11 protein-coding genes are annotated in these 11,617 nt (G+C 62.1%); 9 read left to right on the top strand and 2 right to left on the bottom strand.

Going from position 1 to position 11,617, the window contains the following annotated elements:
* Positions 1–113: 113 nt before the first annotated feature.
* The 9 genes from LDN90_RS08630 to LDN90_RS08590 all read left to right on the top strand — a co-directional run bounded on the left by LDN90_RS08630 (position 114) and on the right by LDN90_RS08590 (position 10,276).
* Positions 114–605, top strand: a complete 492-nt coding sequence (locus tag LDN90_RS08630) for a hypothetical protein (protein ID WP_216923124.1) — start codon at positions 114–116, stop codon at positions 603–605.
* Positions 606–619: 14 nt separating this feature from the next.
* The gene (gene msrB, locus LDN90_RS08625) at positions 620–1,114 is read left to right on the top strand and encodes a peptide-methionine (R)-S-oxide reductase MsrB (protein ID WP_223948668.1); all 495 of its coding nucleotides are present in this window, start codon (positions 620–622) and stop codon (positions 1,112–1,114) included.
* Between the two features lie 184 nt (positions 1,115–1,298).
* Positions 1,299–2,666: a DUF6421 family protein gene (locus tag LDN90_RS08620; protein ID WP_223948667.1), complete on the top strand. Its 1,368-nt coding sequence runs from the start codon at positions 1,299–1,301 to the stop codon at positions 2,664–2,666.
* Positions 2,666–3,394, top strand: a complete 729-nt coding sequence (locus tag LDN90_RS08615) for an SDR family NAD(P)-dependent oxidoreductase (protein WP_216923120.1) — start codon at positions 2,666–2,668, stop codon at positions 3,392–3,394. The genes LDN90_RS08620 and LDN90_RS08615 overlap by 1 nt, the downstream gene beginning before the upstream one ends.
* 22 nt (positions 3,395–3,416) lie before the next feature.
* Positions 3,417–4,529: a low specificity L-threonine aldolase gene (locus LDN90_RS08610; protein ID WP_216923800.1), complete on the top strand. Its 1,113-nt coding sequence runs from the start codon at positions 3,417–3,419 to the stop codon at positions 4,527–4,529.
* Positions 4,530–4,598: 69 nt separating this feature from the next.
* Complete coding sequence (locus LDN90_RS08605; protein WP_216923118.1) at positions 4,599–5,258, top strand: DUF3000 domain-containing protein; 660 nt, start codon at positions 4,599–4,601, stop codon at positions 5,256–5,258.
* A gap of 59 nt (positions 5,259–5,317) precedes the next feature.
* Complete coding sequence (locus LDN90_RS08600; protein ID WP_216923116.1) at positions 5,318–6,661, top strand: HRDC domain-containing protein; 1,344 nt, start codon at positions 5,318–5,320, stop codon at positions 6,659–6,661.
* Positions 6,662–6,866: 205 nt separating this feature from the next.
* Complete coding sequence (locus tag LDN90_RS08595) at positions 6,867–8,135, top strand: acetyl-CoA C-acyltransferase (RefSeq protein WP_223948666.1); 1,269 nt, start codon at positions 6,867–6,869, stop codon at positions 8,133–8,135.
* Positions 8,132–10,276, top strand: coding sequence for a 3-hydroxyacyl-CoA dehydrogenase NAD-binding domain-containing protein (locus LDN90_RS08590; protein ID WP_223948665.1), 2,145 nt, complete (start codon positions 8,132–8,134; stop codon positions 10,274–10,276). The genes LDN90_RS08595 and LDN90_RS08590 overlap by 4 nt, the downstream gene beginning before the upstream one ends.
* A gap of 77 nt (positions 10,277–10,353) precedes the next feature.
* Here LDN90_RS08590 and LDN90_RS08585 read toward each other — a convergent pair whose 3' ends face one another.
* A complete protein-coding gene (locus LDN90_RS08585; RefSeq protein WP_223948664.1) occupies positions 10,354–11,331 on the bottom strand; it encodes an aldo/keto reductase in 978 nt (325 codons plus the stop codon).
* A gap of 42 nt (positions 11,332–11,373) precedes the next feature.
* Positions 11,374–11,592 carry a hypothetical protein gene (locus tag LDN90_RS08580; protein WP_223948663.1) on the bottom strand — a complete coding sequence of 73 codons (219 nt, stop codon included), beginning with the start codon at positions 11,590–11,592 and terminating at the stop codon, positions 11,374–11,376.
* Positions 11,593–11,617: the final 25 nt, after the last annotated feature.

Genomic DNA, 11,617 nt, shown 5'->3' with positions numbered 1-11,617 from the left:
CCGTCGTCCATGCAGGTGGGGGGCGCGCGGCGGATTGGTTGCCGGGAATGCTCTGGCAGGAATTGAGTGCCGAAAATCTGCGTCGTCTCGTTCGGCGGGACTACGCTGTAGCCATGAGCGATCCCATCGTCATCCTGACAGAAGAGCCCCTTGGTCCCGACGACCGCGTCAACATCGCCAAATTGGTCGACGGCGGCGACGCACCCTTGGTTGTCCTGGTCCCGGCCAATACCGAGCGACATCTCCTGGTTGATTTCCTGGAGAACCTTTCCATGCTCGATATTGCCAAAGCGTTCCGGGAACTTGGTGGCCAGTCCCCCAACCCGGATGCTGAGAGGGCGGAGGCGTCGGAAACCTTGGCAACGTCGTTGGCTGCGCTGGAAGGTTTGGGCGGCGGTGTCACGGGGGAGATTGTCGACGGCGGTGCCGTGGCCGGCTTGGTAGCGAAGGTCCGGGCCTTGGATGCCGCGCAAGCTGTGGTGGTAACACGTCCGCACGCAATCGCGGATACGTTCCACACGGATTGGGCCAATAAGGCGCAGGACCAGTTGGGCCTTCCCGTTCTTCACTTGTATGCGGGTTCGGGATTTATCGGCGACTCGTGAGCGTTGCATAAGACATGAACACTCCTGAGAACACCAGCAAGACCACCGGCGTGCCCTTGGAGAAGTCCGATGCCCAGTGGCGTGAAGAGCTGACTCCGGATGAGTACCGCGTGCTGCGTCAGGCCGGTACTGAGCGGCCTTACACCGGCGAGTACTGGGACACGCATACCGAAGGCGTTTATCAGTGCCGCGCTTGTGGCAGCCAGTTGTTCACCAGCCACGAAAAGTTCGATTCCCATTGTGGTTGGCCGTCCTTCTGGGCGCCGTTAGCCGAGGGCACGGTGCGTTACCTGCATGACCGCACGATGGGGATGGACCGTGTGGAAGTCCGGTGCGCGAACTGCGACTCGCATTTGGGTCACGTGTTTGAAGGCGAGGGCTACGGCACTCCCACGGACCAGCGGTTCTGCATTAACTCGATTTCGCTGCGGCTTGTGGAGTCGAAAGAGCCGGTTGAGTCCAAGGACCCGGTTGAGTCCAAGGAGCCCGCTGAATCCGAAAGGAAGTAGGCAGCTTCCGGGCGGGCCCACATGCGGGGCCCGTCCCGGAAAGCGCATTGCTACATCTCGGACGCTTTGAAACAACCCTTTGCACCAGAGTTTCTTACGCTCAACCCTTTTTTGGATTAGCTAAACTTTTCGGTTGCTACGCTCACATCAGAAGCAAGAACCACTTCTGAAAGGACGAGCATCAATGACCATCACCGCCACCGCCGCCCTCCCGCGTGTCACTGCCGACAACGCGGAATGGACTGCGCTCAAGGCCGCCGCCACCGCACTCCAGGCATACCAGGAGCAGGACGGCTCCATTACGGATCCGGCTGCCCACCATGAAGCTGCCCAACTGGTGGCAACGATTTCGGATGCCATTAACGCGCTGGCCCCGCACTTCGCGCATGACGCCCGGTACCTTGAACTGTTGGTGGAAGACTTCAGCCGCTGGGTCCAGGGAGGCTTTGGAGTTCCGGACTTCCTTGACTCCCTCCAAGCCTTCCAGCCCCAGAAGCAGCGGGTGGATGGACTCCAGCATCTGGTGGTCTTCCCGATGTACACCCAGAACGGCAGCACCAACCGGCTGGTCGAAGCTGTCTTGATCGAGGTCATTTGGCCGGAGTTCATTGGTGGACTGGAAGCTGGCGAGTACTCCAACAAGTTGTTCGTTCCGATCCGTTTTGTGGATTTCACACCGGGCTACGACACCAATTCGGCAGTCCTCTTCCCGGAAACAGTGGCTGTCCGCGAGACGCCGACGTTCACGTGGGGCGCCATCTTTGCAGACCGCGAAGCGGCCCGCTTCCGCCGCGTACTCAAGGCTGCGGCTGCCACCACGTCACTTGAACTCCCTGCGGACGCCGCGGAGCTCCTTGAAGACCAGGAACTCACCCAGCGCACCTTCGTCATGTGGGACTTGATCCACGACCGCACGCACATGCGCGGCGATCTTCCCTTTGATCCGTTCATGATCAAGCAGCGCATGCCGTTCTTCCTCTACTCTTTGGAAGAGCTCCGATGCGACCTGACGGCCTTCCGCGAGTCCGTACGCATCGAAAAGGACGAGAACGCCGATCCTGATGCCCGCAAGCACGCCAAGCTCGTGCAGTACGCTGTGATCTTTGACCGGATCTTCCGGTTCGCCATCACAGGCAGCCGGGTCCGTAATTACGACGGCCTTGGTGGTCAGCTCCTGTTCGCGTGGATGCACCAACACCACGTGCTGCACTGGACGGACAGCAAGCTCAGCATCGACTGGGATGAAGCAGCAGAGGTAGTTGTGGAACTTGGTGCCAGGATCGAGGAGCTGTACTGGCGTTCCATCGATCGCCCGAAGGCCGCCCACTGGCTTGCGGCCTATGAACTCATTTCCGGTACAGTAACTCCACACCCGGCGTCGATCTGGGCCAAGGGCCCTGAAGCCCTGCCTTTGAACGGTGCTCCCCGCGGCCTTACCGATCAAGTCCTGGACGATGAGTTCCCGCTGTCCATGTTCTACGAAGCATTGGAGAAGAAAATGCGACCTGTCATCGAATCCACCACCGGCATCACTGGCGCGACGGCGGCCTGATGAGCCCACTGACAGTCCTCGTGACCGGCGGCAGCAGCGCGTCCGGCGTCGCCGCGGCGCGCGCTTTGGCGGCCGCCGGTCACAGGGTTTTCACTATCGGTTCGGACGACGTCCGCATCAAGACCGCAGCCTTGGAGGCCGGAGATGGGGTGACTCCGCTGGTTTGCGACCTCGCAAGCCTTGACGCCGTCGGCGAACTTGCAGAGACGATTCGTCAACTCGGCGTCGACCGGGTAGACGGCGTCATCCATCTTGTGGGCGGCTGGCGCAGCGCGACCGGCATCGAGGACCAGTCCGACGACGACTGGGAGTCCCTTCAAGAGGGCGCGATTACCACCCTGCGCAACGTCTCGCGCGTTTTCTATCGCCAGTTGGAAGAATCACCCCGCGGCCGCTTTGCCATGGTTTCATCCACTGTCGCGTCCGCACCCACCGCCGCCACAGCCAGTTACGCAGCTGCCAAGGCCGCCGCGGAGGCCTGGACCCTCGCGGTAGCCGACGGTTTCCGGCAAGACCAGTCAGGAAACAAGCAAGCCCCGGCACCCCAACACAGCGCCGCCGCGATTTTCGTGGTCAAGTCCCTCGTCGATGCCGCCATGCGGCGCGAGCACCCGGAGCGGCGGTTCCCCGGCTACACGGACGTCGAAGAACTGGCCGCTGCCGTGGTCGAACTCTTTAACGAACCGGCGGCCACCCTCAACGGCCAGCGCATCCTGTTGGCCAAATAGACTTGAAAGCGTGAATGAACCAGTGACGAGCACAACAGAGGCGCTCCATAGCGCCACCGCCACAAACGGCCACGGCCAACTCCACGACCCCTCGGTTCGAGGCTTTGCGTCGGACAATTATTCCGGAGTCCACCCCGAGGTCCTGTCTGCTCTGGCTACCGCCAACGGAGGCCACCAGGTCTCCTACGGCGAGGACGTCTACACCGCCCGGCTCCAGGAGGTCCTGGAACAGCAGTTCGGCAGCGGCATCGAAACCTTCCCGGTCTTCAATGGCACAGGCGCCAACGTCCTGGCCCTGCAATCGCTCCTCCCCCGCTGGGGTGCCGTCATTTGCGCTTCCACGGCGCACATCAATATGGACGAGAACGGGGCGCCCGAGCGGGTTGGCGGTATCAAGCTCCTGCAGGTACCCACGGAAGACGGAAAGCTCACGCCTGCATTGATCGACCGCGAAGCCTGGGGCTGGGGAGATGAGCACCGCGCCCAGCCCCTGGTTGTCTCCATCACCCAGACCACAGAGTTGGGCACGTGCTACACACCCGAAGAAGTGCGCGCCATCGCCGATCACGCCCATGCCAAGGGCATGAAGTTGCACATGGACGGAGCACGGCTGGCAAACGCCGCAGCTCACCTTGGAGTCCCCCTACGTACGTTTACGCGCGACGCCGGTGTGGACGTCCTGTCGTTCGGCGGTACCAAGAACGGACTGCTTTTTGGTGAAGTCGTGGTTGCCCTCAACCCCGAAGCCGCCGACGGCCTGAAGTTCCTTCGGAAAATGAACATGCAGCTGGCCTCGAAGATGCGCTTCATCTCCGCGCAGTTCATAGCCCTGCTTGAGGACGGCCTGTGGCTGCGGTCAGCTGCCCACGCCAACGCGATGGCAGCACGCCTGCGCTCGGCCATCGAGGGTATCGACGGCGTGGAGCCCACCCAGGCCACGCAGTCGAACGGCGTCTTTGCGATTCTGCCGGCCGGAGTCGCCGACCGCCTGCGCTCATCCTTCGCCTTTTACGATTGGGACGCTGCCCGAGGTGAAGTCAGGTGGATGTGTTCCTTCGATACCACGGAGGAAGATATTGATGCCTTCGTCGCCGCCATTAAGCGGGAGATGGCCAGCGATTTGGCGGCCAGCTAACAAGTGAACAAGGAATTGTCCGGGGCGGCGAGCCTACAGGGATTCGCCGCCCCGGACGCATAATCTGCGATGGTGAACGCCCTCGCCCAGGTTCCCTCGGAATTTCTTTTCGCCTTGGGAACGCTACGAAAAGCACAATGCCGCAGCGAATTGCGGTTGGACGAAATCCCCGCGCCCGCCCGTCTCGCACCATATGCGGTAGCCCTTGGAGCGGAAGTCTTCAGCCCCACGGCAGCCACCCGGCAAGTACCGGTCCATGGCCCTGCAGCCAAAGCCTTCGCCGAAAAGCAGAACGCCGGCCCTCCGGATGAAGAGGATGAGGAACTGGCCACGGGCCGTTTCATCCTGCTGTACGATCCCGATGGATCAGCCGTTTGGGAAGGCGAATTCAGGATTGTCACCTACATCCGCGCCCAGATGGATGCCGAAATGGGAAACGACACCATGCTGGGTTCCGTGGCCTGGACCTGGCTGGTGGAAGCCCTCGAAAACCATGCTGCCCAGTACCGGGCTGCCGGAGGGACCGCAACGAGGATTCTCTCGGAGAGCTTCGGTACCCTGTCCGATCGCCCCGACACGATAGATATCGAATTGCGCGCCTCTTGGACCCCTGCCACGGCCAATGTCCAAGCGCATCTGGAGGCCTGGTCTGACATGGTTTGTACGTTCGCCGGACTGCCGCCCCTTCCGCCTGGGGTCACTGGACTACCCAACAGGAGGCTCAATTGAATGCCCTGAATTCGTCCGCAAGGGCCTGCAGCAGCAGGACTCGGTAAGCTTAAGCCACCATGACCCCTGAAAACCTGGATAAAACCACAGCCGGCGATCCGGTTGCTGATCCCACGACCCACATCAAAGTTGAAGGCTTCGACAGCCACATCCCTGAAGTCATCGATCTCGATACCCCGCGCGAAGGCGTGCCACTGGTCATCGATACCTTGGCAGGCCTGGAGCGATGTGCCGCAGCTATTGCGGCCGGAACCGGTCCCGCCGGCGTCGATGCTGAACGCGCTTCCGGATTCCGCTACGGCCAACGCGCATTCCTGGTACAAATTCGGCGCGAAGGCGCAGGCACCTGGTTGATCGACCCCGAGCCCTTTGACAACCTGGACATCGTCAATGACGCTCTGCGGGGCGTCGAATGGATCCTGCACGCAGCCACCCAGGACCTTCCGTGCCTTTCGGAGCTGGGCATGTGGCCGGACAAACTCTTCGATACCGAACTCGCGGCCCGTCTCGCCGGACTTCCCCGCGTAGGGCTCGCTGCCGTCATCGAACAACTCCTTGGATTCGGTCTCGCCAAAGAACATTCCGCGGCAGACTGGTCCACCCGGCCGTTGCCGGAACCCTGGCTGCGCTACGCCGCCCTCGATGTCGAAGTCCTGGCTGAACTGCGCGAGGAACTTATCGAACTTCTGGAGGCCGACGGCAAGCTCGAATTCGCCGAGCAGGAATTCGCAGGGATCCTTGCTGCTGGTATCGCACCGCCCCGCGTGGATCCATGGCGGAAGACATCCGGGCTGCACCAGATCCGTGACCGCCGCCAGCTGGCCGCCGTTCGGGAACTGTGGCAGGAGCGTGATCAGCTTGCCCGCAAGCGTGATGTCGCTCCCGGGCGGCTCATCCCGGATTCCGCACTCGTCGCGGCAGCCAAGGCGCTTCCCACCACCGTTCCCCAGCTTCTGGCTACCAAAGGCTTCCACGGCAGGTCAGCCCAGCGCGAAGCCCCGAGATGGCTGCGCTGCATAACAACAGCCCGCACGCTCACGGACTTGCCTCCACTGCACTTGGCCACCAATGCCCCACCCCCGCCGCGCGTATGGGCGGACAGGGATCCGGCAGCTGCAGCACGTCTTGCCACAGCCCGCCCTGCGCTCCAAGCAAAGGCTGACGAACTCAAGCTTCCTATCGAGAACCTGCTCACCCCGGACTACCTCCGGCGCGTGGCGTGGCGGCCGCCGTCGGACGTCTCCCTGGAATCGGTGGCCGATGAGCTACGCTCCCTGGGCGCGCGGGAATGGCAAATCTCCTTCGCCGCACCAATCCTGACTGAGGCATGCCTGAACCCCAAGCCATTGCCCGGCAAGGAGTCCAAGCCGAAGGAAACGCAGCAATCCAAGGATTCTGACTGAATCACTACCCCGCTCACAGGTCCGTCACGCGAACTACGGTTCGACGCGGCGGGCCTTCTGCGTCCCGGGACACGCCTGGCATTCATCGCACGCTGGTTCCTCAGTACCTTGCAAGCTAAGTTACTCACGAGTAACATTGACATCAATGCCAAACGGAGTTCCTCCCTACGGAATCCGGCACCATGTCTCAACGAGGAGTTAACACATGAGTCCATCACGCAATGCTCAGAGGAGCGTCCGCGACGTCGTGTTCGTGGATGGTGTGCGGACACCCTTCGGTAAAGCCGGCGAGAAAGGCATCTATGCGGGTACGCGCGCTGATGACCTCGTCGTGAAATGCATCCGGGAACTGATGCGCCGCAATCCGTCATTGCCTGCTGACCGCATTGACGAGGTAGCCATCGCCGCGACCACCCAGACGGGCGATCAAGGCCTCACCATTGGCAGGACGGCGGCCCTCCTGGCAGGCCTTCCCCGCACGGTGCCTGGCTTCGCAATCGACCGCATGTGCGCCGGAGCCATGACAGCAGTGACGACGACGGCGAGCGGCATCGGCTTCGGCGCGTACGACGTCGTCATTGCCGGCGGCGTGGAGCACATGGGCAACCACCCTATGGGTTCCGGCGCTGATCCCAATCCGCGGTTCATGTCCGAGCGGCTCGTGGATCCAGCAGCACTGAACATGGGCAACACGGCCGAGAATTTGCACGACCGCTTCCCTGACATCACCAAAGACCGAACGGACGCATACGCGGCCGCGTCCCAGGCGAAACTGGCCGAAGCATATTCCCGCCAGCAGATCCAGGAAGACCTTGTCCCAGTCGCCACCAAGAAGCCAGGGCAGGGTTGGGCACTTCACACCCAGGATGAGCCGCCCCGCCCAGGAACCACGGTAGAGGATCTCGCCGAACTGCGAACGCCATTCCGGGCCCATGGGCGGGTTACGGCGGGCAACGCAGCAGGCTTGAACGACGGCGCGACGGCTGCGGTACTCGCTTCGGCAGAAGCCGCTGCGGAATTGGGCCTGCCGGTCAAGATGCGCTTGGTTTCCTATGCCTTCGCGGGAGTGGAACCTGAAGTCATGGGAATCGGCCCCGTGCCAGCCACGGAAAAGGCCCTCAAGAACGCGGGCCTCACCATCGAAGACATCGGACTATTCGAGATTAACGAGGCCTTCGCCGTGCAGGTCTTGAGCTTCCTTGACCACTTCGGCATCGCTGATGACGACCCCCGGGTCAACCGCTACGGCGGGGCGATCGCCGTAGGACATCCGCTCGCTTCCTCAGGCGTTCGGCTGATGAACCAACTGGCCCGGCAGTTCAAGGAAGACCCCTCTGTCCGTTATGGGATTACCACCATGTGCATCGGCCTGGGGATGGGTGCCACAGTGATCTGGGAGAACCCGAACCACGCTGACTTCGAATCATCCGTCCAGGCTTCAGGCCAGACCACCACAGAAGGAGCCGCCGCATGAGCGCCACAGAATTCCAGAAGCTCGCCTCCCTCTTTCCTGACGAGATCGTGACGCATTCCTACGTTCAGGACATCCAGCTTCCAGGCGGTGCAGGCACCTTTGCGTTAATCACCCTGGACAACGGACTGGACCACTCCAAACCCACCACCTTGGGTCCAAACACGCTGGTGGAACTGGGCGAAGTCCTCGAAGGGCTCAAGGAGCGCGCCGCCAAGGGCGAAATAGTCGGAGTGGGCGTGACCGGCAAACCATACTTCCTGGTCGCTGGCGCAGACCTGTCTGCCGTGAAGACCCTCAAAGAACGGGATCACGGCCTGTGGATGGCCCAGCTCGGACACTCGGTCTACTCCACCCTGGCCAACCTCGGGGTGCCCAGCTTCGCCTTCATCAACGGCCTTGCCCTTGGCGGCGGCCTGGAGATCGCCCTGCAGTCCACCTACCGGACCGTCTCCACCGGCGCAGGCGCCCTCGCACTGCCTGAGGCATTCATTGGCCTTGTTCCGGGCTGGGGCGGCGTTTACATTCTTCCCCGCCTGATCGGACCCGAAAACGCCGTCAAGGTTATGATCGAGAACCCGCTCAGCAACAACCGCACACTGACCGGCCCACAGGCATTTGAGCTCGGTCTTGCCGATGCCCTCTTCGAGCCGGCAGACTTCGTGGAGCAGTCCCTGGCATGGGCTGCCCGTGTCATCGCCGGCGAAGAAACACCAGCGCGGAAGAACGCCGTCGACCCCTCGGACGAGGACGTCGCCCGCCGCTGGGCAGCAGCGGTCTTCGCAGGGCGAACCTTTGTGGAGGCGAAGACCTCCAATGCCTCGCCTGCGCCTGCCAAGGTGCTGGACATCATGGAAGCAAACCGCACCATGAGCCAGGGCGAGTCGGCTGGACTGGAATGTGAAACCCTTGCTGGCCTGATGCAGACGGATGAGTTCCGCTCCACCGTGTATGCCTTCCTGGACCTCGTCCAGAAGCGCTCCAAGAGGCCAGCAGGCGCCCCGGACCGTAAGCTGGCCAGGCCTGTCACCAAGGTGGGTGTGCTAGGCGCGGGGCTCATGGCAAGCCAGTTGGCCTTACTTTTCGCCCGCCAACTCAAGGTGCCTGTCGTGATGACCGACATTGATCAGGCCAGGGTGGACAAGGGCGTTGCGTACGTCCACGCAGAAGTCGACAAATTGCTGGCAAAGAAGCGAATCAAGCCCGACGCCGCCAACCGGACCAAGGCGCTCGTCACCGGTTCGGTATCCAAGGAAGTCTTCGCTGATGCCGACTTCGTCATCGAGGCCGTGTTTGAAGAACTGAACATCAAGAAGCAGGTCTTCGCGGAAGTGGAAGAGATCGTCTCCCCCGAGTGCATCCTCGCCACCAACACTTCCTCGCTGTCTGTTACCGCCATGGCCGAGGACCTCCGCTACCCGGAGCGGCTGGTGGGCTTCCATTTCTTCAACCCTGTTGCCGTCATGCCTCTCCTGGAAATTGTCAGGGCGCCAAAGACTGACGACGCCGTACTTGCTACGGCTTTTGAACTCGCCAAGGGCCTGAAGAAGACCGCCGTCCTCGTAAAGGACGCGCCGGCGTTCGTCGTGAACCGCATCCTGCTCCGCCTCATGGGCGAGGTTATCGCCGCATTCGACGAAGGCACCCCGGCAGAGGTGGCAGACACTGCTTTGCGGCCCATGGGCCTGCCAATGACTCCCTTCACCTTGAGCGCCATGGTGGGGCTACCGGTTGCACAGCATGTGCAGGAGTCCCTCCATAATGCCTTCGGAGACCGTTTCCCCGTTTCACAGAACCTGCAAAAGCTCATCGACAACGGCGTCACGTCCCTCTGGGCCCCCGGGCCCGATGGAGAGCCCGTCATCCCTGCTGAGACCCTCGCCATCATGTCCTTCGGTAACAACCCCTCTACACGCGAGGAAGTGCTGCGGCGAACACAGGATGCACTGGCCGAAGAAATCGGACTGATGCTTGAAGAAGATGTGGTTGCCGGGCCAGAGGACATCGACCTCTGCGTCATTCTGGGCGCCGGCTGGCCCATGTTCCTGGGTGGCATCACTCCCTACCTGGACCGTGTCGGCGCCTCTGAACGCGTCAACGGGAAGCGATTCCTGGAACCGGGCGTCGCCTCCGCACCAGCCTAAAGCGGCAAGAGAGAAGGGCAGTGGCCGGAGCGAAAGCCCGCGCCACTGCCCTTCCCCTTCTATGAGCCTTTTACGGTCTAGAAGAGTGCCACCTTGGGAGCACGCGGGAAGATCTCGTCCAGTTCCTCGCGCTCCGCCTGGCTCGGGATCCAGCACACTGCTTCCGCGTTCTCACGAATCTGCTCCGGACGCGTCGCTCCAGCGATGACACTGCTGACGCCGGGTTGGGCTGCCAACCACGAGAACGCCAGCTGGAGTTCGGTGATGCCCCGTTCCTTGGCGAACTGGCCAAAGCGGCCCAGCTGCTGCCAGTCAGCATCATGCACCAGATTGGTCCGTGTGTGGCTCAGGCGCGAGCCCTCGGGGGCATGACCGGCGGAGTACTTGCCGGTGAGCAAGCCGTTGGCCAGGGGGAAGTAAGGAAGCACGCCAAGCGAGAAGGCGCCTGCCGCCGGAAGAACCTCGAGCTCCGCGCGGCGGTCCAGCAGGTTGTAGTGGTTCTGGGTTGAAATGAAGCGAACCCCTCCAGACTGCCGCCCAACGTACTCGGCCTCTGCGATCTGCCACCCTGCGAAGTTCGAGTGTCCGATGTAGCGGACCTTGCCGCTGCTGACCAGGACATCCAACGCTGCAAGGGTTTCCTCGATGGGCGTCTGTGGGTCCGGGGTGTGGAACTGGTAGAGGTCGATCCAGTCTGTGCCCAGCCTGCGTAGGGAGGCTTCCACTGCCTTAAGAATGTAGCGCCGGGAACCACGCGCCCCAAGGTCGTTGCCATTGGCCCCGTGCATATCCATGCCAAACTTGGTACCGATGACGACGTCGTCGCGATGTCCCTTCAGCGCTTTGCCAAGCATGGCCTCGCTGAGGCCAGGCTCCCGGCCGTAGACATCTGCGACGTCGAAGAAGGTGACGCCGGCGTCGATCGCAGCATGAACAACGGCATCCGTGCCTTGCTGCGACTCGGTGGGAGTGTTGGCGCGTCCCAGGTTGTTACAACCAAGCCCTACAGCTGATACGGTCAGTCCGGAGTGGCCAAGGCGTCGATATTCAGTCATGGAACCCAGCCTATAACGCTCTTCCAGTGGCTATGGCCGACGTTAAAGCGAGCCGAAAGTGATGCCGGATTCCTCCATTGCCTCCTCGAGTTGGGCTATGGCTACCGGTCCCATACCGTGGAGCTTGGAGGCCTTCTGCTCGCCATACTCGGCCAACTGTTCCAAGGTTTCGATGCCCTCATGCGCAAGCGCCCGTTTTGCCGGGGCCGCAAGGCCTTTGGGTAGCGGCGTATGCCCGGGCCAATTGCTCTTGGACGACATGGAACATCCCTCCTGAGTGCGTTGG

The organism is Arthrobacter sp. NtRootA1 (assembly GCF_019976975.1).
Taxonomy (GTDB): Bacteria; Actinomycetota; Actinomycetes; order Actinomycetales; family Micrococcaceae; genus Arthrobacter; species Arthrobacter aromaticivorans.
This window is presented reverse-complemented; position numbering and strand designations above follow the sequence as displayed.

Excerpts from the sequence above, each read along its gene's own strand:
- LDN90_RS08630 (WP_216923124.1), top strand. The coding sequence starts at position 114 with ATGAGCGATCCCATCGTCATCCTGACAGAAGAGCCCCTTGGTCCCGAC.
- msrB (WP_223948668.1), top strand. The coding sequence starts at position 620 with ATGAACACTCCTGAGAACACCAGCAAGACCACCGGCGTGCCCTTGGAG.
- LDN90_RS08620 (WP_223948667.1), top strand. The coding sequence starts at position 1,299 with ATGACCATCACCGCCACCGCCGCCCTCCCGCGTGTCACTGCCGACAAC.
- LDN90_RS08615 (WP_216923120.1), top strand. The coding sequence starts at position 2,666 with ATGAGCCCACTGACAGTCCTCGTGACCGGCGGCAGCAGCGCGTCCGGC.
- LDN90_RS08605 (WP_216923118.1), top strand. The coding sequence starts at position 4,599 with ATGGTGAACGCCCTCGCCCAGGTTCCCTCGGAATTTCTTTTCGCCTTG.
- LDN90_RS08600 (WP_216923116.1), top strand. The coding sequence starts at position 5,318 with ATGACCCCTGAAAACCTGGATAAAACCACAGCCGGCGATCCGGTTGCT.
- LDN90_RS08595 (WP_223948666.1), top strand. The coding sequence starts at position 6,867 with ATGAGTCCATCACGCAATGCTCAGAGGAGCGTCCGCGACGTCGTGTTC.
- LDN90_RS08590 (WP_223948665.1), top strand. The coding sequence starts at position 8,132 with ATGAGCGCCACAGAATTCCAGAAGCTCGCCTCCCTCTTTCCTGACGAG.
- LDN90_RS08585 (WP_223948664.1), bottom strand. The coding sequence starts at position 11,331 with ATGACTGAATATCGACGCCTTGGCCACTCCGGACTGACCGTATCAGCT.
- LDN90_RS08580 (WP_223948663.1), bottom strand. The coding sequence starts at position 11,592 with ATGTCGTCCAAGAGCAATTGGCCCGGGCATACGCCGCTACCCAAAGGC.